The organism is Pontibacillus halophilus JSM 076056 = DSM 19796 (assembly GCF_000425205.1).
GTDB lineage: Bacteria > Bacillota > Bacilli > Bacillales > BH030062 > Pontibacillus_A > Pontibacillus_A halophilus.
Genome location: NZ_AULI01000027.1, coordinates 1 through 23,590 on the forward strand (window position 1 = coordinate 1; position 23,590 = coordinate 23,590).

Sequence of the window (23,590 nt, forward strand, 5' to 3'; positions counted from 1 at the left end):
GAGGTCACACCTGTTCCCATGCCGAACACAGCAGTTAAGCTCTTCAGCGCCGATGGTAGTCGGGTTCGCCCCGCAAGAGTAGGACGCCGCTCAGCTTGTATACTTTATATCACCGCGGGGTGGAGCAGTCTGGTAGCTCGTCGGGCTCATAACCCGAAGGTCGCAGGTTCAAATCCTGTCCCCGCAACCAATTAATTTTTACAACGTTGAATTAACTTCTTCGTTAAAATTAAATCGTAGTCTTCGTAGAAGGCAACCAATTATTTTCTACAGCGTTGCTTAATCTCCTTCGCTGAAAATAAATCGTAGTCCTCAAAGAGGGCAACCAATTAATTCTTACAAAACATCGACTTATACGTCGAGGTTTTATATTATGGTCCGGTAGTTCAGTTGGTTAGAATGCCTGCCTGTCACGCAGGAGGTCGCGGGTTCGAGTCCCGTCCGGACCGCCATTACATACATAACGATTTCACAGCCTTAGGATGTTTTCCTAAGGCTTTTCTTGTGTTAGAAGAGGGTTGTTTTTCTTTTTGATTGTTTTTTTGCTATGATGAACAATAGTGATGTTATGAATAGATTTGAACACAAAGTGAGTGATCGTACAATGGAGAATTCATATATCTACCGCACGTCATCTGTAGAGGAAACGGCTCAGTTTGCTGAGCAGCTCGGTTCCTTGCTACAGGAGAATGATGTGCTTACTTTAGAAGGACAACTTGGAACAGGAAAGACGACCTTTACGAAAGGGCTAGCCAAGGGCCTCCAAATTAAGCGAACGGTAAATAGCCCGACGTTTACCATTGTGAAGGAATATGAGGGGAGACTTCCTCTTTATCATATGGATGTGTACCGTCTTGAGGATAGCGATGAAGACATTGGCTTCGAGGAATACTTTAACGGAGATGGAGTAACAGTCGTGGAGTGGGCTCACTTTATTGATGAGTATCTGCCTGATAATCGTCTTGCCATCGAGATTGAGCGAACGGGTGAGGTAGAGCGTGTGATTTCTCTTCAACCTACTGGAGAACGGTACGAGCAACTGTGTAAGGAGTTATTTCAATGAATGTGTTAGCCATAGATACATCAAATATAGCCATGAGTGTCGCAATTATTAAAGACAGCCGACTGGTGTCAGAATATACGACGCATGTGAAGAAGAATCATTCGGTTCAACTCATGCCTGCCATTCAACGGATGATGGAAGAAGCGAAGTTACAACCGAATGAGTTAGACCGTATTGCAGTTGCACACGGCCCAGGATCGTTTACAGGAGTGCGGATTGGACTGACGACAGCGAAGACGCTAGCGTGGACGCTAGGGATTCCAGTTGTAGCGCTATCCAGCTTAGAAGTGATGGCCTTTCGGGGTGCAACATTTGGAGGGAAAGTATCTCCATTCTTCGATGCGCGTCGTGGACAAGTATATACAGGGCTTTATCATGTCCAACATGGAGAAGTTAGCATTGTGGGCAATGAGCTCAACGTACCGATGACAGAGTGGCTTGAGAAGCTTAAGGGTGAAGGAGAACCAGTCCTATTCCTAAGTAGCGACTTAGAAGTGCATCGTGAAGCGATACAAGAGACAATGGGAGACTTGGCTCTTTTCCCTATCCATGGGGAAGTGCTACCTAGTGCGGGAGAACTTGGCCTAGCGGCAATGACGAAAGAACCAACTCCTGTTCATGAACTAACGCCAAACTATCTACGACTTGCTGAGGCAGAGTCGAAATGGTTGGCGCAGCAAGAAGAGAAGAAGCAGCATGACGAATAAAGTCGTCGTGAGGAAGATGACAGATGAAGATCTAGAGGATGTGCTTGAAATTGAGCATGCCTCCTTCGCTACGCCGTGGTCAAGGGATTCCTTTAATCACGAGCTGCATGACAATCCGTATGCAGCTTACTATGTCATTGTGCTCGATGATCAGATTGTTGGGTATTGTGGATTATGGGTGATTATTGATGAAGCCCATATTACCAACATCGCCATCCTCCCTGAATTTCGGGGGTATCGTCTTGGTAAGACATTATTCCAATACGTCTTACAGGAAGCGAAGCGAATTGGAAGCGTCCAGCTTTCTCTCGAAGTTCGTGTATCGAATGTAACAGCTCAAAAAATGTATCGTCAATTTGGATTAGTACCAGGTGGCATCCGTAAAAACTATTATACGGATAACCAAGAAGATGCTTTAGTAATGTGGGTGAAATTATGAGTGAACAAGATCAATATATATTAGGAATAGAAACCAGTTGTGATGAAACGGCCGTTGCCATCGTGAAGAATGGGACCGAGCTTGTCGCAAACGTAGTCGCTTCTCAAATCGAAAGCCATAAACGCTTTGGAGGAGTTGTCCCTGAAATCGCATCTCGTCACCACGTGGAACAAGTGACGCATGTTATTGAAGAAGCGTTGGAGAAGGCGGATATGACGATGGAGGAGATTGAAGCGATTGCCGTGACAGAAGGACCCGGTCTTGTTGGAGCACTGCTTATCGGCGTTAATGCTGCGAAGGCTCTCGCGTTTGCCCATAGTAAGCCATTAGTGGGTGTCCATCATATTGCTGGTCATATTTACGCCAACCGTCTACAGAAGGAATTCCAGTTTCCACTGCTTTCTCTTGTTGTATCTGGTGGGCACACGGAATTGATTCATATGAAGGACCACGGTGAATTTGAGATCATCGGAGAGACTCGTGATGATGCCGCAGGTGAGGCATATGATAAAGTTGCGAGAACATTGAAGCTCCCTTATCCAGGTGGTCCGCACATTGACCGTATGGCTCATGAGGGGGAGACGAATATTGATTTCCCTCGTGCCTGGCTTGAGTCCGATTCCTACGACTTTAGCTTTAGCGGTCCGAAATCTTCAGTAATTAACACGCTCCACAATGCGAAGCAACGTGGAGTGGAGTTAAAGGATGTGGATATCGCGGCAAGCTTCCAGCAAAGCGTCGTTGAAGTGTTATCCACAAAAACACATAAGGCTGCGAAGGAATACGGAGTCAACCAAGTTATTGTGGCTGGCGGAGTTGCAGCAAATAAAGGGCTTCGCGAAGCGCTGGAGCAGAAATTTGAAGGTGAAGACATGGAACTTCTGATCCCACCTCTCCATTTATGCACAGACAATGCAGCCATGATTGCAGCAGCTGGGACCGTTGCATACAATTCAGGCCACCGAGCAGGTTGGGACTTGAACGGTAACCCTTCTTTATCTCTTGAGAAGTATACAAAGCGTAACCAAACCTTGTAGGCATGTTCCTACAAGGTTTTTTTATTCACAGTTGTGTGTATAACCTGTGTATAACATTTCAAAAAAGTCTGTCATATTAAGGCTGAACCGTGTGAATAGAGGTTGTGGATAACGTTAAATAAATTTGTGGATAAAGTGGATATGTAGAAAAAAACGCGTCGTTACCCTTCTTTATATGTGCATAAGTGTGTGGATAAAATAAAAAAGCACCCTCGTGTGAGAGTGCTTTTTCCTTTATTCTTGCAAGTCTTCCCATTCTTCCATCAGTGTTTCAATCTGCGTTTGCAGCGATTCGTTCATCTGAGTTAATTCTAATGAGCGTTCGTGGTCTTGATAGACTTCAGGAAGGCAGAGAAGGTCGTCGTTTTCTTCAATCTTCGCTTCATGTTCTTCAATTTGCTGTTCAATTTCTTCAATACGACGCTGACGCTTTCTAGCTTCTCGTTTCTCTGCTTTGTCTTGTTGATAATCTTGCTTATCATTTGTTGTCGCTGTAGTAGTTGGGTTCTTCTGTTGACGCTCTAATTCTTCAAGGCGCTCACGTTCTGCGGTTTCTTCTTTCTTATCCACATAATAGTCATAGTCACCAAGGTAGATTGTGGCTCCGTCTCTTTGCATTTCCACAACTTGCGTGGCAATCCGGTTAATAAAGTACCGGTCGTGGGAGACGAAGATAATGGTACCCGGGTAGTCTGCCAACGCTGATTCGAGTACTTCCTTGCTATCTAGGTCTAAGTGGTTCGTCGGCTCATCCAGTATGAGAACGTTCGACTGTTCCATCATCAGTTTGGCTAGTGCCAAGCGTGCGCGCTCGCCCCCGCTTAAGGAGGAGACCACTTTCAGCACATCATCCCCGCTAAAGAGGAAGTTGCCAAGTACGGTACGAATGTCTTTCTCATTCTGTAAAGGGTACTCATCCCACAATTCATCCAATACGGTCTTCGAAGAGCGAAGTTCAGTCTGTTCCTGGTCGTAGTAGCCCATAAGGACGTTCGAGCCGATTTGAATCGAGCCTTTCGTCAACTGGAACTTCCCAATGATGTTCTTCAACAATGTCGTCTTTCCGACCCCGTTCGGACCTACAATTGCAATGCGGTCTTTCCGGCCAACGTCGAAGGACACATCCCTAAAGATGGGCTGTGCGGCGTCGCTGTATCGGAACGACGCATCTCGAATCTTTAATACGTCATTCCCTGTCTGTCGTTGGATTTGGAAACTAAATTTCGCTGATTTCTCAGCTCCGTTCGGTTTATCCACAGTCTCCATTTTCTCAAGCTTTTTCCGTGTACTCTGGGCACGCTTTGTTGTGGACGCACGGGCAATGTTCTTCTGAACAAAGTCCTCCATGCGCTTCACTTCTGCTTGATGTTTCTCGAAACGCTTCATGTCACGCTCGTAGTTCGCCTCTTTCGCTTCCAAATACTTCGTATAGTTGCCGACGAATTTCTCGGAAGCTTGTCGCGAGATTTCATAGACCGTGTTCACGACTTTATCAAGGAAGTAGCGGTCGTGGGAGACAATGACGACAGAGCCGTCATAGCCTTGAAGATAGCCCTCTAACCAGTTCAATGTTTCGATGTCCAAGTGGTTTGTCGGCTCGTCCAAGATAAGAACGTCAGGCTTTGATAAGAGCAGCTTCCCGAGCGCAAGTCTGGTCTTCTGACCACCGCTTAGCGTTTGAATCGGGGTATTCCGGTCAAAGTCTTTGAATTGAAGCCCGTTCAACACGGCGTTAATATCCGCCTCGTATCGATAGCCGCCTTGGTTCTTAAAGGCAAGCTGCTTCTCATCGTATTCTTTAAGCAGCTTCTCATAGGCCTCAGCATCTTCAAGATAAGCAGGGTCACCCATCTTCTCCTCAAGATGACGAAGCTCTTGTTCCATTTGAATGAGATCGCGAAAGACGGTTCGCATCTCGTTCCAAATCGTATCTTCGGACTCGAGTCCTGTGTGTTGTTGCAAATAGCCTATTCGAACGTCTTTCGGTTTATAAATTTCTCCCTCGTCGTACGGGAGTTCGCCTGCCATAATTTTCAGTAGGGTAGATTTACCCGCTCCGTTACGGCCAACAATCGCAATCCTATCGTTGCTGTGTACTTCTAATTTAATATTCGATAGAATAAGGTCAGCGCCATATAGCTTTGTAATCTGATTTACTTGCATCAGGATCATCTCGATCACCTCAATGGTTTCAGTGTATCTCACAATCATTGAGGGAAGCAAGATGAACGGTGGAAGTCCACTGATTATGCGTATCTATATGACTTTTGTCTCGGTTTTGGTAGTATGAAAGGAAATGAAAGATACTTGAGAATAGGTTCATGATAGGAGGCAAGCGTCATGACGGATTTTACTCATATAAATGAAGAGGGTCGTGCCCGTATGGTCGATATCTCAGATAAGCAAGAGACAGCACGCTCCGCTATTGCGAGAACAAGCGTCATTGTAAACGAAGCCATCTACCATGGCATCCAACAGAACGATATGAAGAAGGGCGACGTCTTATCGGTAGCCCAAGTGGCAGGTATTATGGCTGCTAAGAATACATCCACCATCATCCCGATGTGCCATCCGTTATCCCTAACAGGAGTAGACCTCTCCTTCTCATGGGAAGCTATGGAGGAAGACGCGTATCGGCTACATATTACGTCAGAGGTGAAGACGAAAGGCAGTACCGGTGTCGAAATGGAAGCCCTTACGTCTGCTTCCGCTGCAGCCCTGACGGTGTACGACATGTGTAAAGCTGTAGATAAAGGCATCACTATTGGGGAAACGTACCTCGAGAAGAAGACCGGTGGCAAATCGGGTGACTACTATCGAACACTGCAGGGGGAAGAATGATGAACGAGGAACAAAACAAAATACCTCAGGCGACGGCGAAACGTCTCCCGTTGTATTATCGTTTCTTAAATAACTTACACAACCAAGGAAAGGAACGCGTGTCCTCTAAAGAATTAAGTGACGCCGTGAAAGTCGACTCCGCAACGATTCGACGTGACTTCTCTTATTTCGGAGCACTTGGGAAGAAGGGATATGGCTACAACGTGAACTATCTCCTTTCCTTCTTTAGAAAGACACTCGACCAGGATGAGGTCACGAAGGTGGCACTAATCGGGGTCGGGAATCTTGGAACTGCGTTTCTTCACTATAATTTCTTAAAGAACAACAACACGATGATTGAAATGGCCTTTGACGCGAGCGAGGAGAAGGTCGGAACGGACATTGGTGGCGTACCGGTCTATTCCATTGAAGAGCTCGAATCGAAATTAAGCGATGATATTCCAATTGCAATCCTAACCGTTCCAGCGAATGCCGCACAGGGCATCACGGACCGATTGATTGAAGCGGGTATCTCAGGCATTCTTAACTTCACACCAGCACGTATTACGGTCCCGGACCGAATTCGCGTGCATCATATTGACTTGGCGGTCGAACTGCAAGCATTGATCTATTTTCTCAAGCATTATCCTCTGCAAGAAGGGGAAGAAGTAGGAGAAGAGCCATTCAATGCATAAGGGGCGAACGCCTCTTTTTTTATGTGGAGTGAGATAGTGGAAATGGTGCCAGCGAATCCTCTATGATAGAATAGGATAATTACTTCGAGATTCGAAATACTTGTAGAAAGAGGGGGAGTGGGAGCTATGAGTAAACTGCCATCCAAATGGCTCGTCGTTATCGCGGTGCTATTTGGAACGTTTACTGTCATCTTAAACAATAGTATGTTGAATCCAACGTTGCCGCGCTTTATTGAAATCTTTGAATCAGATGCGGTTAGCGTCGGGTGGATGTTAACAATCTTCATGGTTGCTATGGGAATGATTATGCCGTTGACAGGCTACCTAGGTGACCGATTCGGGAAGAAGAAGATTTATATCATTGGACTCATTATCTTTATAGGGGGATCGATAGCCGGTTCCTTGTCGCAGACGTTGACGATGGTCATCGTCTCACGCGCCGTGCAAGGGATGGCTGGAGGTCTTATGATGCCAATTGCCATGGCATTAATCTTCAATGCCTTCCCACGTAACGAACGGGGGCTTGCAACCGGGGTATACGGGGTTGCGGCCATGGTCGCCCCTGCAATCGGCCCAACGGTCGGAGGGGTCATCATCCAGTACTTTAACTGGCCGTACTTATTCCTATTCAACATTCCATTTGGAATCATTGGCCTCATCTTATCCACAAAGTTCTTGAAAGAGACTGATGTGGACAAAGAGATGAAGTTCGATACACTTGGATTTGTCCTCGTGACAGTCGGTGTAGGGGGCATCCTCGTCGCTTTAGGACGTGGCAAGAGTCTAGAGGCGCTGACGACCGTCAGCAACTTTGCGCTCATAGCCGTCGGGATTGTCGCACTGATTGCCTTCGTCTATGTGGAGAACAACAAGGAGCAGCCCCTGTTGAACCTATCTGTATTCAAGGTGCCTACGTATGCGGCTTCCATTGTCGTCACGGGAGCCGCGTCCATTGGGCTGTTCTCCGGTATCTTTCTACTGCCGTTGCTTATTCAGAATGTGTACGGATTAAATGAAATCCAGACGGGGCTGTTGTTCTTGCCAGCTGCAGCATTAAGCGGGGCGTTTATGTCGCTTGGAGGTAAAATCCTTGATAACAAAGGGCCGAAAGCAGTTGTCCCCATCGGCCTTGCCGTGATGGCGTTATCCACAGGTGGACTTGGCATGCTATCGCTGACGACACCTTACTGGTTGATTCTTATCCTGAACGCCGTACGCGGGGCGGGGATGGGACTTAGTAACATGCCAGCCACGACTGCCGGTATGAATGCCATTCCAGATAACCTCGTCGCTCAAGGGTCTGCGATGAACAACGTGCTGCGACAAATCACGTCGTCATTCGGGATTGTCTTCTTCTCCATTTATTACGAGACGAGAAAGGCACAGCTGTTAGCCAGTACAGAGGACGTACAGGCGGCGACGCTTCAGACACTGAACGAAGCATTCCTCGTCTCCACTGTCCTTGTAGCCATCGCGATTCCATTCGCATTCATTATGAAGAACCATGAAGGCAAATAAAAATAACTGCGGGAGACTCCCGCAGTTATTTTTTGTTCTGTTGCTGTTTAATTTTACGATGCAAGTTGAACAAGCGAACCGTGACCGCGAAGTTTAGCGTCGCAATGATTGCGAACAGCATCGTGGTAAAGTTAAAGATCGTCTCGCCCGCACTTAGCGAAGCAATAAACGTGAACAGAACCCCCACTATGAAATAAATCCACGCCATAACAAGTGGTGAGGTTTTCATATCGATTCATCCTCCATTACACAACATATTTCAAAAAGGCCAAGAGAGCTCCTAACGCTTCAGCCGGTGCATATTGCGCCGCCACGACGAAGCCATTCATCGCCATATGCGCAATGACCGGAGCAAGGATACTCTTTGATTTCACATAAATGAATGAGAACGTGAGCCCCATCACCAAATAAGTGAGAATATGGGAAGGGTCTCCGTGAAAGACCGCGAATACTAAAGAAGAGAGGATTGCAGCCAACGCGACATTCATCTTCTTCATCAGTTGCCCGAATAAAATCTTCCTGAAGATTAGCTCTTCAAAGATGGGCGCCAACAATGCGGTCACGACGATAAAGATTGGATACGCCCGCGCAATGTTCAACAAGTTCTCCGTATTCTCTGATTCGGCTGGCACACCAAATAGGTTCATCTCGATGAGACTCGCAGCACTCTGAGCAAGAATTGCCACAAACATCCCAAGTATGCCCCATAAGACGACTGTTGAAGCCTGAAAGTCACTTCTCGCCATTCCTTTAGACATATCATGCCGCAACATGAATAAGATAACGAGTAGCCCGATTGTAAAGCTCCCAATTGTCCAGCCCACAACTAAAGGACGAGTCGACTCGAGTTCAGCCGTAAGAACAGCCACGACTGGGATGGAGAGCTGGATAAAGATATATATGAAGATAATTAACCAATAGCGTCTCGGCACAGTTACCGTACTCCTTTACGAAAGCTTTGCTTGCCTGCGCACATTGTATGAAAGAATGGAGACGCGTTGCTCCATTACTTATCTATATGAAGAGATTGCGCATGTAGCATTCGGTTGTTCTCTTGTGAAGAAACGAACTTACATAATTAAACGTTCCCTATATTCTAACATACATAGGCGAATTCCTTGTAATGATTCCCCTTATGTAAAGGGTGTAAAAGGGGGTTGGTTCCTTAGGAAAATTTATGTATGAAATTGATGGCTAATGCTTGCATTGTGGAAGGGAATTCATTATGATAAGAATTGTGTTAGCACTCAACTAGTGAGAGTGCTAATAACTAGGTAAAACCTTTTATATTATTGAGGAGGGTGTTTGATTTGTTAAAGCCACTAGGTGATCGTGTTGTCATTGAAATTGTTGAGAAAGAACAGACGACTGCGAGCGGAATTGTTCTTCCGGACTCCGCACAAGAGAAACCTCAAGAAGGTAAGATTGTCGCTGTTGGTAGCGGCCGCGTAACAGATAACGGAGAGAAATTTGCTCTTGAAGTATCTGAAGGCGACCAAATCATCTTCTCAAAATTTGCTGGCACAGAAGTGAAATACCAAGGGAAAGAATACTTAATTCTGCGCGAAAACGACATTCTAGCAGTAGTAGATTAAGCTCGTTGTTGGGAACGTGGACAAGTTTATAAATATCATATTGAAACATTAAGAGGAGGCTTTATTCATGGCTAAAGATATTAAATTCAGTGAAGAAGCTCGTCGCGCGATGCTACGCGGAGTTGACCGTCTAGCGGACGCCGTTAAAGTAACACTAGGACCTAAAGGACGTAACGTTGTTCTTGAGAAGAAATTCGGTTCTCCACTTATTACGAACGACGGTGTAACGATCGCGAAAGAAATCGAACTTGAAGACCACTTCGAGAACATGGGTGCTCAGCTAGTAGCTGAAGTTGCATCTAAGACGAACGAAATCGCGGGTGACGGTACAACAACGGCAACTGTACTTGCACAAGCGATGATTCGCGAAGGTCTTAAGAACGTAGCATCTGGTGCGAACCCAGTTGGCGTTCGTCGCGGGATTGAGAAAGCGACAGAAGTAGCGATTCAAGAGCTTAAGAACATTTCGAAGCCAATCGAAGGCAAAGACTCCATCGCACAAGTTGCAGCCATCTCTTCTGCTGACGAAGAAGTAGGTCAACTAATCGCAGAAGCTATGGAACGCGTTGGCAACGACGGCGTTATTACAATCGAAGAATCTAAAGGATTCAACACAGAGATGGAAGTCGTTGAAGGTATGCAATTTGACCGCGGCTATGCATCTCCATACATGGTTAGTGACCAAGACAAGATGGAAGCGGTTCTTGAGAATCCTTACATCCTAATCACAGATAAGAAGATTACCAACATTCAAGAAGTACTTCCTGTACTTGAGCAAGTGGTACAGCAAGGACGTTCTCTGTTGATGATCTCTGAAGATGTGGAAGGCGAAGCGCTTGCGACACTTGTTGTGAACAAACTACGTGGTACATTCAACGCAGTATCCGTTAAAGCTCCAGGCTTTGGTGACCGTCGTAAAGCTATGCTTGAAGACATCGCAACGCTTACAGGTGGCCAAGTGATCACAGAAGACCTAGGTCTTAACCTGAACACAGCGACACTTGACCAGCTTGGTCGTGCGAACAAAGTTGTTGTTACGAAAGAAAACACAACAATCGTTGAAGGCGCTGGCGACGCTGAACAAATCGGCAGCCGCGTGAACCAACTACGTGCTCAGCTTGAAGAAACAACATCTGAGTTCGACAAAGAGAAACTACAAGAGCGCCTAGCGAAACTAGCAGGCGGCGTTGCAGTCATCAAAGTTGGTGCCGCAACTGAAACAGAATTGAAAGAGCGTAAACTACGCATCGAAGACGCCCTAAACTCTACACGCGCAGCGGTAGAAGAAGGCATCGTAGCAGGTGGCGGTACAGCCCTTGTGAACATCTACAACAAAGTGGCAGGCCTAGGCCTGAAAGACGACGAAGCAACTGGCGCGAAGATCCTTCTACGTTCCCTAGAAGAACCAGTTCGCCAAATCGCACACAACGCTGGCCTAGAAGGCTCCGTTATCATCGAACGCCTTAAAGGCGAAGAAGTCGGCGTAGGCTTCAACGCAGCGACAGGCGAATGGGTCAACATGATCGAAAGCGGAATTGTAGACCCAACGAAAGTAACACGCTCCGCCCTACAAAACGCAGCATCTGTCGCAGCTATGTTCCTCACTACAGAGGCCGTAGTCGCAGACCGTCCAGAAGAAAACGACGGTGGCGGCATGCCTGATATGGGTGGCATGGGTGGAATGGGCGGTATGATGTAAGGTATTCCTTACTCTCCACCTAGCTTTTTGAGAAGCTGTCCAATGCATAAATAGTTAGTTATAAGAAGACTACTTCCTTACTGAAAGGGAGTAGTCTTTTTTGTGTTAATAAAATTTGCTTTCCATGAATTTAGGAAGATAGGAAGTTCAAGAACACAACAGCAGTCAATATTCAAAATTACAAAGTATTGTTAGGTGAATTTGTGGAGTACTGTCAGTAAAAAGAAGTACTGAATGTAGAAGAAGTGGAAAGTCATCATGTTAAAAAGTATTTGATGTATTGCCAGAACAAAGGGAATTCAGCTGGAACAATCAATACAAAGTTGCGGTATATAATCATATGACGTCTACTTCTTTTGTTAGCTTTATTTTTTTATAGCTGACAAAGGAAGGCGTTCTATATCTTACGTTGTCCATGCCTCGTCTAACAAAGAAGGGTAATAATATAACAACTACAATACAAGTAATCTATCATGGGTAATAAGTATCCTATTATATGGTATAATATGGGATGTTTGGTGATCTGATATCTCATATTAATTATACATGGAGGACTAATATTGGAATTCAGTGTGTATAAGCAAAATGTTTCAAAAGATACACTTGTAGAATATTTAACTGAAAAAAATATGAATAAGGTTGGGGATCAACAAGACTATCCTACTGAAATATCTATTGATGGAGAAGTAAGGGAAGTAAACATATCTACAGAATTTTACTTTAAGCTAGATTCACATGAAAGGGAAATCGAATGGGCAAGGTTTTGGGAAACGTTTTATGATGGGGATGCAGTTAGAACAAAAACCGTTCAATCTGCTTTTGGAATGATAATTATTGAAATAGATGACGAAGTGTACTGCATATCACTAGGTAGGGGACATAGCTATGCCAACCACTTTGCAGAAATGGATTTTGGATTTGACATAGCAGAAGTCATACATGACCAAGAAACAATAGAAGTTAAAGCAGCAAGGTTTTTTAAACAATCAAAGAATAAATCCTTAACTCAATACAACACCAACTCTTATGTTAGTACGGAGATAGGGGAAAGTCATGAATTGATAATTAGTAAAATTAATATAGATAGTAAGTATTCTTCGTTTAAATTGTCGGACTATGAAGAAAAAATGAAGTTTGGTTCTGCGGTGAAATTTGAAGCTGGTTCTTTTTCAGTTGAAGATATTCTTGACGTGGTAAGTGAATTAAACGTACTTTACTTGCATGAAGAAAGGGCAGGTAGTTTACCACGAATGAACTTTGTGAAAAATAATGAAGACAATCAAGCTATTATTACATCATTAAATACATCACTTCTAAACGCAGTTAAGACAGATGAATCAAGTGTTTCCTTAACTTACTATATAGAAGAAGACGGTGATATAGTAATAGAACCTTTTAACGAAAATAATGTAGAAATTGTATATGATAGAAAAACGTATGAACTTGATTCTTATGATATAACTTCAATAAGTAACAAGCTTAGTGAAATTGACTGTAATGACATCTCAAAGGTTACTATAAGACCACAGGCTGAAAGTGAACAAGAAAAGAAATATCAGCGGGAACATCAGCTTCCTTTAATGAAGTTGTTAGACTATAGTGTAGAGTTGGAAGGTAAAGATTATTGTTTATATAAGGGCAAGTGGACTAGTTTCAATAAGTCGTATATAGACTTTATAGAAACAGAGATAAGAAGAGTCAATGATTGTTCAGTGTACAATTCAGATTATGACCTTACAGAAGAAGTTTTGGATGTTGGTAAAACAACTATGTTAGAACATCCAGATCAATATGATCAAGTGCCATATGCAGAGTACCCTTACAACATATATCTTGAAAATAAACACAATTATATATTGCTGGACAGAAAGAAAGGGCAGCATGTGTACAAAAGTGTTGAATTTGCTGATCTATACAATGAAGAAGATAGTTCCTTAATACACGTTAAAATTGGTGGTACTCCTTCTATGAGATATTGCATTCAGCAGTCATTACACAGTGCTGAAATATTTAAAACGCAAAGTGATGCGTTAGAAGTACATGATATTTATGAAGTGAAAAAAGTTTCAATCTTGTTAGTAGTAAAAACTGAAAACATCCTTTTAGAAGATAGAAGTATTGATTTTTCAAATAACAGATCAATATACTTTAAAATTGAAGTGATTGAGTGGATGAATAAGATTAGACAGTTGGGATATGACCCTGAAATTATTATAGCTAAAGATTTAAGATGATTCTAATAAGAAGCCCTTACCATAAAAAATCAGGTAAGGGTTTAGTGTTAGGTTAGTGCTTTTTACGCTTTCCTTCTTTTTCTTTCTTAATTGCTTCAGTTACATGTGGAAACATTGTAATTAAATGCGGTTCAGGCTTATCACCAGTTCTTGAAGCTACATAAGGACTGATGAAAACACGTGTGTACCCTTTAACTTCACTAATTGCAAATACATTTGTATTGTAAAGCATGCAGTTTATTAATTTATTCTTCAGGTGGTGTGGTTTTTCAAATCCAAACATATCAGCAAGTTCCTTTAGTTGTAATGGTTCAGCTTCTTTTCTGGGATGCTTACATATTACATTAGTTTTCATGTGAATAAATGGCATAATCATGAAAGTAATATAAAGTTGTTTCGGTCTGTTCATCGGCTTCCCTTTGGCATTCTTTGCTTTGTACATGGCTTGTACTTGCTGGTCATATGTCTTTACTCTATCTTCAGATTTTACACCATGTTTCTTTGCTTCACATTTCTAATTTAAGTATAGTAGCTTTTGTCATCGCACGGATTAGGGTGCTAGTTCATTTATTATTTGAAATGCAATATATTCGGGCTCAAGGAACTCAAAGAATTTATAACATTATGTGGTAAAATGTACTTAATGATAATACAGTTCTTCACCTAACAAAGCAAAAAAGAGGAAGAAGTTGATGAAGCTAAATTCTGGAAAGTAATTGTAAGTATCTAAAGATTATCTATGTGAAATCCCGGGATTTTTAGAATGAACAATATAAAACTATTATAGGGGCTCCTAATATGAAAAAGAAAATGAGCTATTTAGTCTTATTTTTAATGACCATCTATATGGTTGGTTGTACTGAGATTAAAGATACATCCACCCCAGATAAAGAAACAAATTCACAAGAAGCAGTCACAGCTAATACATATAAAAATAGCAAAAAAGAAGAAGCCCCCGCTGCTAGTGTTGAGGAATCAGCAGTAGAGGAAAATCCAACCGAACCAAATAATGATCAGTTTTCAGGATACAAGCTTATTGAAGTTGATGGTGGTGATGTATCTGGATATCGCGAATCTAACGTCGTTGTTGACATTGGGTATGGGGATCGTGAATATTGGGCATTTACTAATGAGCAAGGGCAACTAGTACGAGTTGTTGCAGACGAAATCATTTTACAAGATGACAGCAACGAACCTGTATTATCGTCTGGCAGATACTACTCTGATGAGGCCAAGGTTCCTGGTGTCGAAAGTGACGTTTTAGATGAAGGACACATTATTGCTGATTCTCTCGGAGGGGTATCAAATGCTTATAATATTACCCCACAAGATAGCACGCTCAATCGACATGGTGATCAAGCATATTTGGAAGATGTAATCCGTAGCGCAGATGGAGTCACTAATTTTGAAGCAATTATCACATATCCTAATATGGAAACACAAATTCCTTCAAGTTATCAGTTTACTTATATCTTAATGGACGACAAAGTTGTTGATACATTTGAAAATTTGAATCCTGATGAAGTCAACGAATCACTCGGGTTAACAAACAGTGAGTCTTCCGATTCGAAGAGTCCAAACACAAACGGTGACATTTCTAGCGTGGATACTAACGGTAACGGACAAGTGACCATTAAAGAAGCAAAAGCAGCTGGTTTCGGTATGCCAATAACAAGTGATCATTGGTTATACCCGTATATGCGAGATAATGATGACGATGGGATGGTTGGAGAGTAAGACTCTACATCTATGAGATAAAAAATAAACGAAAGAACATCTTCTTCATTGTAAGGTTTATTACAACTTTAGAATGGTGTGTATACAGGAACAACGAAAGTTTACAACTTATATCATCTGACTTTGAATGTTAAACATATACTTATTTTTCACAAAACGAGCTAAGGTTTCGCTAGAGTTGAGCCAGCGGCTTTCAATAACATACTAAGACTTAAAAAATAACTTTGATATAGTGTCTTTTGAAATGGGGTTCCGTTAAGCAGTTTGATAATGATTACAATCAGACAGTATACAAAAGTGATAATTAGGAAGCTAAAAACCAAGGGTGTATTAAAATATACTTAGTGACATAGTGTTATAAACTATATCAAAGTATTTAGAGTTTTTTTCTAATTTCTGATAAAATATTTTTAAGAGAATTTATATTGAAAGGGTGGATGCGACAATGACTATGCAAAATTTAGCTAATCATATCATGGCTGTAGCAAATGAAAATGGTAGAAGTGTTACAAATTTACAGCTTCAAAAAGTCATGTTTTTTACCCTTGGACTTCATATCCGTAATAACGGGTTAGACGAATTAGCTCATGAAATCTATGATGTGCCATTTGAGAAATGGAAATATGGACCGGTAGTGGAAAGTATATACTTTAATTATAATAGATTTGGAAGTGAACCAATAAAGAATGCTAATGCAGAACAAATTGAAAATTATGAAGTATTAAATGATTATATATTAAATCTCTTAAATGTTGACGTTTTCAAATTAGTTAATATTTCTCATCAGTTTGATTCATGGGCCGACTATGAAAATGAAATCTTGAATATGGAATATGTTCCACCATATGAAATTGAAGAAATCTATGAGGATTTTGAAAATGACGATGAATGAGTATGAGGGTTTTTTTGATTCATTAAGGAAGTATATAAAAGCATTAGATTCAATATACATGGGGAAATATGGAGAAGATAGCGATGCATTTTTGGATGCAATGGAAGGAACTCCAGGCGAACATCTTAGAAGTGAAGATCAAAACTACGTTGAAGCAACAGCAGAGTTTGAAGAAATGATAAAAGAGTTGAATAGTGCTAGTTTTGATGAAGGAATAGTTCCATATTCTAAAATCACCAAGATAATATATGATGAAACACAGCAAGAATTATTGGGAGTGCTAGAACAATACTTAAAAGATAATTGGACTCATTATACAGAAGAAAAAGGTCAAGAAATTGATGGTGAACTAAAGAGGAAGTTCTTAAAGTTAAAAGAACATGTAGGTTTGTCGACTGTGCAAAGAAGCCATATAAATAACAGACTTGCTTCACAATTAGCAGATATAAAAAAAGATTTATCCGAGGCACAAAAAGAGGTCAAAAGTGTCCAGAGGTTGTTTAATGAATCTGAAGACTCTCTAAAAAATGTTCAAGATGAAGTGAAAAGCAAATACGATAATATAATAACGCAATTTATTGCCATACTGGGAATTTTTGCTGCAATATTAATGGGAGCTTTTGGGTCAATACAAGGCTTTACAAGTATTTTTGATAATGCAAATGATTTGCCTATTGGAAAATTGCTAGTAGTTAGTTCAATAGGTGGGGCAGCTGTTATACTTATACTCTTTTTCTTGTTAAGTGGCGTTTCTCATTTAAGTGGTTACTCTTTATCAAGTTGTAATTGCAATAGTATTAATAGCCAACAAGAACCTAAAAAACCTATAAGATCTAGAATTAGAGCTAACGAGTTTGTAGGCAGGCACAAAAGAGAAAGGAAAGTTTCTTGTAATTGTTCTTTAATAGAAAGGCACCCTTCGGTAGTTGTTATTCATTATCTTATGTACTTCATATCCTCAACTGGGTTTGTTTTGATTTACCTTGATGAAAACTCTAGATTTTCATCAACTTTTCATAGTCCATTAAATATTTGGTTAACGGTAATAGCCTTTTATCTACTTGTTACTGTAACATTAATATTATTTCATATTCTTTATGTTACAAAAAAGAAGAATATAAAGTGGTATAAGCAATTCAAAGTTATGGTTCCTAATTTTAACAAGTAGATCTCGTCGTTAGTTCTGTTTATTTCAAACCGAAGAGGTCTATTTATTGTTGAAAGAAACTCTTATAATTATTGACCGTGTGAGCAAAACATCTTCTGGCTAGTGAAGATTATTTATAAGTAATTAGTAACCAGTATCATTTTAAATGATACTGAAAAATTCGATATTTGTATCTTGATTTTAGTGTTTGAAGTGAGTTGTCCGCGTGCGCTACCTCGGGAAAAGTATTTGGCACATTGGTTTTTGGGAACAAGCGCACCTGTATCAGTGATGAATTACTTTCCTTACTTTTAAGCCATTACTAAAGACTTAAATATGAACGATTAAGTAAATAATAAAACGTTTAATAATGCTAACATTTTGCTAACGTAATCCAGTGAAAAATAGTGAACTCCCGATAACCATGTTACAGTGAAAATTTTAAAAAAGCCTGACATAACGCACTTTTCGCATACGAAGTTAAAGATAGTACACACTCTAAAAAGGTGTTATGATGTAAGGTTTTTCTTACGCATCCACCTAGCTCATTGTGAAGCACAAATAGTTTGATATTAAAAGACTACTTCCCTGTTGTGAGGAGGTAGTCTTTTTGTAATTTGGAAGAGAAGGAAGCGCTAGAACCGTCCAGGATCAGTGAAAAAGTACTTATTTTATTGGCTCTAAAATATTTGTTGGGGTACGTAGAAAATTTGGCATAAAAAAACACGCAAGCTCCAATCTCTACTACACTTGAATTGTCCAGAAACAAGCAGTAAAGGAGTTGCGTGTACGTGTATTCTAACATCCGAGTACCAGGACTACAAAGTGTGATTATCAAGAAAAGTGAAGAGATTGGTGGAGATTTTTATCTTCATGTGGAGGTTTGGTTAAGGGGCAGGAGCTTGCCTCCTACCCCAACAATTGACTTAGAACCTTTTTTGTTATCAGTTATATCCTATAGATACAAAGCGTTTGCGTGTGGGGCATTTTTTCATATTTTCATTTAATGGTGATTTTTTGTAAATAGGAAGCGCTAGAACCGTCACTGCGCTTCATTTATAAGGGTCTTTAATTCAACTGCTAACATCTTAATACATCTAGAGGCTTCTCACTAGTTAATCTGACTTTTGAAGAGCTTCTTTTCTATTTCTTTAAGCAACGGAACCTGTATCTATAAAGAAACATCGGATGGTAAACATTTCTATTTTGAAGGGTTTGAAACTTAGTCGTAGAACTATTTTAATAGTGAGCATTATGGAGTGTAAAAAAACTATAATCTTTAAGGGGGCTTAAATTTTGACGACACTAGACCCAAAGAGTATTGGAGAAATCATGAAGGAAGGTGTGTAGACGTCAAGTTAATTTTTACACTTTCTGCTCACTGAACTTTTACACTTCTGCTGGGAATACTTTTCTTCGATGCTTCATTCGATAACTGTCTCCATCCATATGGATTACTTCTACACGATGAAGTAGGCGGTCCAAAATTGCTGTGGTGATACCTTGGTCTCCCATAAGCTCTCCCCATTGGTCTGGACTCTTATTTGAGGTTAAAATAATCGAACTTCGTTCGTATAAATGGTTAACTAAATGGAAGAAAAGGTTGGCTTCTCTCTGGTCCATCGCCATGTACATCAGATCATCAATAATGACTAGATCTGCTGCCTTAATGCGCTTCAATTGTACTTTTGATTTATTAAGTAATTCTTCTGTTTTTAGAAGTTGAACAAGTTCACCCATTGTCACGAAGCACACATTAAACCCTCTGTAGATAGCCTCAATACCTATGCCAATAGCTAAGAAAGTTTTCCCTACGCCTGGAGGACCTAAGAGGATAAGGTTATAATGCTGCTCTAACCAGCTCAATTCTGTAAGTTGAGAAAGTTGGCGTTCTGTTAAGGCGTTTTGCTCGTTAATATTGAATTCACTGAGGGACTTCATGTAAGGGAAACGAGCCCATTTCAAACGACGTTCCAAGTTCTTGGCTTCACGTTTCTTCAGTTCAAAACCTGTGATAGATTCTAGGAATTCTAAGTACGTCCACGATGCCTTTTCAGCTTCCCGGAGGAGCTGCGGAAGCTGCTCAGCTGTTTCCGCTAATCGTAATTGGCGAAACTGATCTTGTAGTTCCATAACAGTCTTATTCATTTCGCAGCGCCCCCTAGAATAGTAGTGTAAGCTTCCAACGAACGAGTTCTAACCATCATGTTTTTGGCACGTTTGTGCCCATTAGAGTCGTTCATTTTAGCTTTAACAGGACTTACTTTTAAATTCTTACAATATTGAACCATATCCCTGAAATCATTGGCACTATATAGTTTTTTCTTCAGACATTGAGTTAGTGCATCGTCAATCCACACAGAATCTTCTCGAATGACACGTTGTATAATCGCCAATTGATCTCGCCTATAACGAGCGTATTTCAAACAAATCTCATTTAAGTAGATGCACCCTTGTTCTTGATCCTTAAATTTTGAAATTAGATGTTCCTTAAATTCTTCAATGCCCTTAGAACGATCTCGAGTATGGTTTCGATTTTGGATTAGTCTCCCTTTCTCTAAACTAATTAAATGCTCAGCTATGATTTCGCCATCAGGTTGTTTACGGATTTCTAACGTTTGACGCTTTCCTGTCTTAATTCTTATATATACTTGATTGTCGGTAGCTGAGTTATAGGTTCCTAACGGAACAGAATAACGGTTGGATTTAAATCGGACTGTATTGTCCTTACCTACATTCCTTGTTATACTTTGTTTATGGTTACTTTCGAAAGAAAGTAGGGAGGAGACTGGCTTTAAGTGTTGCTTTTCGACGAGAAACACTTCGGCTGGTCTCTTTTTTGTAGTCTGATGCACATGATAGTTTCCGGTGCGCTCTAACCACTGTAAAGCGCGCTTATTCCAATCATCAATATTGCTGAAGATTCGACTGTCTGCGAAGTTCCCCTTTATGTACTTCACAACATTCTCAATCATTCCTTTTGATTCAGGGTCAGCTTTCCGGCATAAATGGATTTTAAACTTACGTTCATTCACATAACTTTGGAATTCAGTCGTAAGAAGAAGCTGCCCAGCATTCTCACTTACTGTGATTAAGTGGTCCTGGTCATAAACAATTTCTTCTGTTCTTCCTCCGTAATATTGGAAGGCATTTTCATGACAACGAATCGCATCTCGTGTAGTAAATGGTCGATCTTGCCACTCCATATATTTAAGTCGAGAATGGGCAAAGACAAATGCTATAAAATACAGTCTTACTTCTTTTTTATCTCTTGTTTTCTGCTTTGTTTCTCCCCAATCTACCTGAAGTTGTTTACCCATTGGTTGCTCCGGTACAGCCTCGTACTGCCTTACGATGTTCTTTTTCTCAATCTGATAGATTTCACGCAATTCTCTTACATAAGAACGAACTGTACTTTCTCCGACCTCCATATCAGGATATCGCTCTAGTAACCAATCCCTAATTTGAGCTGCACTTAAATGTGGATACTCTTCCAACCATGCAATAATCCAATCCCGATAGGGATCTAACTTCTTAGCTTTGCGATGAGGATCTTCTAGTAGCTGTTTAACTTCCTCATAGGTCATTCCTAAATATTTATATATAGTGGGTCGAGAAATCTTTAGCTCTTTTGCTATTTGAGTTATTTTAAACTTACGTTCACTTAGTTGATGAATCTTTATATACAACATTAACTTTTCCCCCAAAATCCTAACCTCCACGTAAAATAACAGAATACTATTAGTTTACTAGAAGCTTAGGTTATGATGGCGAAAGTGTAAGAAATAACTTAGCGAAAACTGTCAATTTCATTCTAGCGTTTACAAGGTGTCCATTTTTGGATTCCTGGGTATCAACGAGGCTATCGTTGGACATCTTTACAAATCACAGAACTGCTTGAGGATATATGGGAGTTTCATAACATGGATCCAAATAAAGATGATGTTTACTGGCTGCAGCCAATTGTGGTTAAACGTCATGAAGAAGGAGTAGAGGTCATTGATGGTCAGCAGCGCTTAACGACAGTAATATTGATTGTGAAATATATTCAGTCCATTATTCCTCTTTATCAAGGGCAAGGATATTCCATTCGTTATGAAACTAGGAAAGATAGTGAAAGGTTTATTGCCGATATTCAGAATAAGGAAGAAAGGCGTAATGACAATATAGATTTTTATCATATATATCAGGCTTATGAGACTATTGGTAAATGGTTTAAGGAAAACCCTGAACAGAATGCATTACTTTATATTTGGCAGAGGTTGACAGATCAAGTGAAGGTTCTTTGGTATGAACTGGATTACCAATACGATGGTATTGATTTATTTACTAGGATAAATATTGGAAAAATACCTCTGACGAACGCAGAACTAATCAAAGCGTTATTTTTGAGTAAAAACAACCTAGGGTAAGATAAGGATCAGCACAATTATTTGAAAATGAAGCAAATCGAGCTTGCAACTCAGTGGGATACGATGGAAACGCGTTTACAGAATCCCGATTTTTGGTACTTCCTTCAGTCCACTGAAGACAAATATGAAAATCATGTTGAGTGGTTATTTGAGCTAGTAACGGTTAAATTTCCACATAAGTTAGATGTGCATACTTCTTATCGGACGTTCCATTCGTTCCATGAAGAAATTGAACGTCAAACTGAACTCGGAAAGCCTAGACATCAAGTAGTCGAGGAACTATGGTCACAGATCCAAAAGCTGTATTATCAGTTTAATGAGTGGTTTGATAATAGGGAGCTTTATCATCTGATTGGATACTTATTAGCAAGTGAACATTCAACCTCTATTCAAGAGATACTTAAAAACGCTAAATCAATAAAAAAAGATGAATTTATTGAGTCCTTGTATAATATCATTAGGAACCGTTTGCAAAAATGGGATATTTCGGAGCTTAGCTATGACTCAAATCGTAAACAGGTAAAGGATATTTTACTTTTATTTAATATTTTGACGTTACAGCAAGATCAGCATTCGAAGCAACGTTTTGATTTTGACAGATACAAAAATGAAAAGTGGGATATTGAGCATATTCATGCTATAGAAAGTCAGGCTCTTACCAATCAGGAGGAACAGCTAACCTATGTGCAAGATGCGTTAGCCTATGTAGAAAATCAGGCTTTCTTTAATGAACTGGAGGAGAAGAAGCAAGAGATTTTGGCAGATACAATGGAAGTGGAGCAATTTCAAAAAATCCAAGAAAAAATCGTGGATTACTTTGGGCATGGTTATTCCAATCATATTTCCAATTGTACTTTGCTTGATGCTAAAACCAATCGTGCTTATAAAAATACTATTTTTCCAAAGAAACGGGAGGAGATTATTTCTCGAGATCAAAAAGGTGTCTATATTCCGATTGGCACGAAAAATGTGTTTTTAAAGTATTACAGTAAAAAAACTAAGCAGATTCATCACTGGAACCAGGAAGATCGTGAAGCCTATATGTCAAATATTCTTGAGGTTCTGGGTTCAGTTATCACCAATCGAGTAGTGAAGGAGGTGGGGTGAATGGGGGGCTCTAAAGTTTTTACCTTTTGGGATCTATTGGAGAATTACCATATTTCCATACCTATTATTCAGCGAGATTACGCTCAGGGAAGAAATGATAAAGACGTTCAGCATGTACGTAATGAGTTTTTACGAGTGTTGTTTAAGACCCTTCAAACCGGTTGTGTTTTGCAAGAGAAAAGTACATAATAATGCAATGAAAAATACATAAGCTTGCCAGCCGATATTTTTAGTAGTTTTGTCTGGATAATGCATGGCTAACCCGGTAGCTATCTCCTGAAAATGTAAGTACATGAGCGTGGTGTATGACACGATCAACTAAAGCTGCTGTTAGCCTCGAGTCTACAAATATTCGATTCCACTGACTAAATTCCAAATTTGAAGTGATAATGATGCTCTTCTGCTCGTACCAATCGGTGATGAGTTGAAATAGAAGCTCGGCTCCTTCTTTACTGAATGGAATGTATCCCATCTCATCTAAAATAATT

Annotated in this window: 22 protein-coding genes, 2 tRNA genes and 1 rRNA gene; 18 read left to right on the forward strand and 7 right to left on the reverse strand. The window is 40.6% G+C overall.

Translation table 11 applies throughout. The features are described from left to right. The 7 genes from rrf to tsaD form a co-directional block, all read left to right on the forward strand. Nucleotides 1–95: ribosomal RNA gene (rrf, locus tag H513_RS21040) — 5S ribosomal RNA — on the forward strand; the annotation flags it as partial. An 18-nt stretch (nucleotides 96–113) separates the two neighbouring features. Then, a tRNA-Met gene (locus H513_RS0117270) sits at nucleotides 114–190 on the forward strand. Between the two features lie 185 nt (nucleotides 191–375). Continuing rightward, nucleotides 376–452: transfer RNA gene (locus H513_RS0117275), tRNA-Asp, on the forward strand. 116 nt (nucleotides 453–568) lie between these two features. Beyond that, entirely contained in the window at nucleotides 569–1,063 is a 495-nt protein-coding gene (tsaE, locus tag H513_RS0117280) for a tRNA (adenosine(37)-N6)-threonylcarbamoyltransferase complex ATPase subunit type 1 TsaE (RefSeq protein WP_407946642.1), read from the forward strand. Then, entirely contained in the window at nucleotides 1,060–1,770 is a 711-nt protein-coding gene (tsaB, locus tag H513_RS0117285; protein WP_026801839.1) for a tRNA (adenosine(37)-N6)-threonylcarbamoyltransferase complex dimerization subunit type 1 TsaB, read from the forward strand. The genes tsaE and tsaB overlap by 4 nt, the downstream gene beginning before the upstream one ends. Beyond that, nucleotides 1,760–2,209, forward strand: a complete 450-nt coding sequence (gene rimI / locus H513_RS0117290) for a ribosomal protein S18-alanine N-acetyltransferase (protein ID WP_026801840.1) — start codon at nucleotides 1,760–1,762, stop codon at nucleotides 2,207–2,209. Before tsaB ends, rimI begins: the two co-directional genes overlap by 11 nt. Continuing rightward, nucleotides 2,206–3,246, forward strand: a complete 1,041-nt coding sequence (gene tsaD / locus H513_RS0117295) for a tRNA (adenosine(37)-N6)-threonylcarbamoyltransferase complex transferase subunit TsaD (protein WP_036770739.1) — start codon at nucleotides 2,206–2,208, stop codon at nucleotides 3,244–3,246. The genes rimI and tsaD overlap by 4 nt, the downstream gene beginning before the upstream one ends. Nucleotides 3,247–3,480: 234 nt before the next feature. Here tsaD and H513_RS0117300 read toward each other — a convergent pair whose 3' ends face one another. Next, on the reverse strand, nucleotides 3,481–5,418 hold the full coding sequence (locus H513_RS0117300; protein ID WP_026801842.1) for an ABC-F family ATP-binding cassette domain-containing protein: 1,938 nt from the start codon (nucleotides 5,416–5,418) through the stop codon (nucleotides 3,481–3,483). 168 nt (nucleotides 5,419–5,586) lie between these two features. Between H513_RS0117300 and moaC the strand changes: the two genes are divergently transcribed. The 3 genes from moaC (at nucleotide 5,587) to H513_RS0117315 (ending at nucleotide 8,279) form a co-directional block, all read left to right on the forward strand. Beyond that, nucleotides 5,587–6,087, forward strand: a complete 501-nt coding sequence (gene moaC / locus H513_RS0117305; protein WP_026801843.1) for a cyclic pyranopterin monophosphate synthase MoaC — start codon at nucleotides 5,587–5,589, stop codon at nucleotides 6,085–6,087. After that, nucleotides 6,087–6,761: a redox-sensing transcriptional repressor Rex gene (locus tag H513_RS20630; protein ID WP_036770741.1), complete on the forward strand. Its 675-nt coding sequence runs from the start codon at nucleotides 6,087–6,089 to the stop codon at nucleotides 6,759–6,761. Before moaC ends, H513_RS20630 begins: the two co-directional genes overlap by 1 nt. A 126-nt stretch (nucleotides 6,762–6,887) precedes the next feature. Then, nucleotides 6,888–8,279: an MDR family MFS transporter gene (locus tag H513_RS0117315; protein ID WP_026801844.1), complete on the forward strand. Its 1,392-nt coding sequence runs from the start codon at nucleotides 6,888–6,890 to the stop codon at nucleotides 8,277–8,279. A gap of 25 nt (nucleotides 8,280–8,304) precedes the next feature. On the opposite strand, the gene H513_RS0117320 is transcribed toward H513_RS0117315, so the two are convergent. Next, a complete protein-coding gene (locus H513_RS0117320) occupies nucleotides 8,305–8,508 on the reverse strand; it encodes a YdiK family protein (protein ID WP_026801845.1) in 204 nt (67 codons plus the stop codon). Between the two features lie 16 nt (nucleotides 8,509–8,524). After that, nucleotides 8,525–9,211: a CPBP family intramembrane glutamic endopeptidase gene (locus H513_RS0117325; protein ID WP_026801846.1), complete on the reverse strand. Its 687-nt coding sequence runs from the start codon at nucleotides 9,209–9,211 to the stop codon at nucleotides 8,525–8,527. A 378-nt stretch (nucleotides 9,212–9,589) separates the two neighbouring features. On the opposite strand from H513_RS0117325, the gene groES reads away from it, so the two are divergent. The 3 genes from groES to H513_RS0117340 all read left to right on the forward strand — a co-directional run bounded on the left by groES (nucleotide 9,590) and on the right by H513_RS0117340 (nucleotide 13,807). Continuing rightward, complete coding sequence (gene groES / locus H513_RS0117330; protein WP_026801847.1) at nucleotides 9,590–9,874, forward strand: co-chaperone GroES; 285 nt, start codon at nucleotides 9,590–9,592, stop codon at nucleotides 9,872–9,874. 67 nt (nucleotides 9,875–9,941) lie between these two features. Further along, nucleotides 9,942–11,573 carry a chaperonin GroEL gene (gene groL, locus H513_RS0117335; protein ID WP_026801848.1) on the forward strand — a complete coding sequence of 544 codons (1,632 nt, stop codon included), beginning with the start codon at nucleotides 9,942–9,944 and terminating at the stop codon, nucleotides 11,571–11,573. A 560-nt stretch (nucleotides 11,574–12,133) separates the two neighbouring features. Further along, complete coding sequence (locus H513_RS0117340) at nucleotides 12,134–13,807, forward strand: DUF6119 family protein (protein WP_026801849.1); 1,674 nt, start codon at nucleotides 12,134–12,136, stop codon at nucleotides 13,805–13,807. A gap of 52 nt (nucleotides 13,808–13,859) precedes the next feature. Here the strand turns inward: H513_RS0117340 and H513_RS0117345 are convergent, their stop codons facing one another. Then, on the reverse strand, nucleotides 13,860–14,183 hold the full coding sequence (locus H513_RS0117345; protein ID WP_211226524.1) for a hypothetical protein: 324 nt from the start codon (nucleotides 14,181–14,183) through the stop codon (nucleotides 13,860–13,862). A 422-nt stretch (nucleotides 14,184–14,605) separates the two neighbouring features. Between H513_RS0117345 and H513_RS0117350 the strand changes: the two genes are divergently transcribed. From H513_RS0117350 to H513_RS0117360, 3 genes are all read left to right on the forward strand, one after another. Beyond that, the gene (locus H513_RS0117350; RefSeq protein WP_026801851.1) at nucleotides 14,606–15,544 is read left to right on the forward strand and encodes a DNA/RNA non-specific endonuclease; all 939 of its coding nucleotides are present in this window, start codon (nucleotides 14,606–14,608) and stop codon (nucleotides 15,542–15,544) included. Between the two features lie 445 nt (nucleotides 15,545–15,989). Continuing rightward, on the forward strand, nucleotides 15,990–16,436 hold the full coding sequence (locus H513_RS0117355; RefSeq protein WP_026801852.1) for a Panacea domain-containing protein: 447 nt from the start codon (nucleotides 15,990–15,992) through the stop codon (nucleotides 16,434–16,436). After that, nucleotides 16,423–17,604: a hypothetical protein gene (locus tag H513_RS0117360; RefSeq protein ID WP_026801853.1), complete on the forward strand. Its 1,182-nt coding sequence runs from the start codon at nucleotides 16,423–16,425 to the stop codon at nucleotides 17,602–17,604. Before H513_RS0117355 ends, H513_RS0117360 begins: the two co-directional genes overlap by 14 nt. A 1,368-nt stretch (nucleotides 17,605–18,972) precedes the next feature. Here H513_RS0117360 and istB read toward each other — a convergent pair. Both istB and istA read right to left on the reverse strand, forming a co-directional pair. Continuing rightward, on the reverse strand, nucleotides 18,973–19,731 hold the full coding sequence (gene istB, locus H513_RS0117370; protein WP_026801855.1) for an IS21-like element helper ATPase IstB: 759 nt from the start codon (nucleotides 19,729–19,731) through the stop codon (nucleotides 18,973–18,975). Continuing rightward, nucleotides 19,728–21,275, reverse strand: coding sequence for an IS21 family transposase (gene istA / locus H513_RS0117375; RefSeq protein ID WP_154655289.1), 1,548 nt, complete (start codon nucleotides 21,273–21,275; stop codon nucleotides 19,728–19,730). The genes istB and istA overlap by 4 nt, the downstream gene beginning before the upstream one ends. A gap of 150 nt (nucleotides 21,276–21,425) precedes the next feature. Here istA and H513_RS0117380 point away from each other — a divergent pair, with 150 nt between their 5' ends. Next, on the forward strand, nucleotides 21,426–21,995 hold the full coding sequence (locus H513_RS0117380) for a DUF262 domain-containing protein (RefSeq protein WP_081658333.1): 570 nt from the start codon (nucleotides 21,426–21,428) through the stop codon (nucleotides 21,993–21,995). A gap of 27 nt (nucleotides 21,996–22,022) precedes the next feature. After that, nucleotides 22,023–23,102 (forward strand): hypothetical protein, encoded by a 1,080-nt coding sequence (locus H513_RS0117385; protein ID WP_156111464.1) that lies wholly within the window; start codon nucleotides 22,023–22,025, stop codon nucleotides 23,100–23,102. A 229-nt stretch (nucleotides 23,103–23,331) separates the two neighbouring features. Here the strand turns inward: H513_RS0117385 and H513_RS21345 are convergent. Further along, nucleotides 23,332–23,590, reverse strand: a 259-nt coding sequence (locus tag H513_RS21345; protein ID WP_026801860.1) for an ATP-binding protein, incomplete at its 5' end; no start/stop codon positions are given.

Coding starts and splice junctions, on each gene's coding strand:
- tsaE (WP_407946642.1), top strand. CDS start 569: ATGAATAGATTTGAACACAAAGTGAGTGATCGTACAATGGAGAATTCA.
- tsaB (WP_026801839.1), top strand. CDS start 1,060: ATGAATGTGTTAGCCATAGATACATCAAATATAGCCATGAGTGTCGCA.
- rimI (WP_026801840.1), top strand. CDS start 1,760: ATGACGAATAAAGTCGTCGTGAGGAAGATGACAGATGAAGATCTAGAG.
- tsaD (WP_036770739.1), top strand. CDS start 2,206: ATGAGTGAACAAGATCAATATATATTAGGAATAGAAACCAGTTGTGAT.
- H513_RS0117300 (WP_026801842.1), bottom strand. CDS start 5,418: ATGATCCTGATGCAAGTAAATCAGATTACAAAGCTATATGGCGCTGAC.
- moaC (WP_026801843.1), top strand. CDS start 5,587: ATGACGGATTTTACTCATATAAATGAAGAGGGTCGTGCCCGTATGGTC.
- H513_RS20630 (WP_036770741.1), top strand. CDS start 6,087: ATGAACGAGGAACAAAACAAAATACCTCAGGCGACGGCGAAACGTCTC.
- H513_RS0117315 (WP_026801844.1), top strand. CDS start 6,888: ATGAGTAAACTGCCATCCAAATGGCTCGTCGTTATCGCGGTGCTATTT.
- H513_RS0117320 (WP_026801845.1), bottom strand. CDS start 8,508: ATGAAAACCTCACCACTTGTTATGGCGTGGATTTATTTCATAGTGGGG.
- groL (WP_026801848.1), top strand. CDS start 9,942: ATGGCTAAAGATATTAAATTCAGTGAAGAAGCTCGTCGCGCGATGCTA.
- H513_RS0117345 (WP_211226524.1), bottom strand. CDS start 14,183: ATGATTATGCCATTTATTCACATGAAAACTAATGTAATATGTAAGCAT.
- H513_RS0117350 (WP_026801851.1), top strand. CDS start 14,606: ATGAAAAAGAAAATGAGCTATTTAGTCTTATTTTTAATGACCATCTAT.
- H513_RS0117355 (WP_026801852.1), top strand. CDS start 15,990: ATGACTATGCAAAATTTAGCTAATCATATCATGGCTGTAGCAAATGAA.
- H513_RS0117360 (WP_026801853.1), top strand. CDS start 16,423: ATGACGATGAATGAGTATGAGGGTTTTTTTGATTCATTAAGGAAGTAT.
- istB (WP_026801855.1), bottom strand. CDS start 19,731: ATGAATAAGACTGTTATGGAACTACAAGATCAGTTTCGCCAATTACGA.
- istA (WP_154655289.1), bottom strand. CDS start 21,275: ATGTTGTATATAAAGATTCATCAACTAAGTGAACGTAAGTTTAAAATA.
- H513_RS0117385 (WP_156111464.1), top strand. CDS start 22,023: ATGAAGCAAATCGAGCTTGCAACTCAGTGGGATACGATGGAAACGCGT.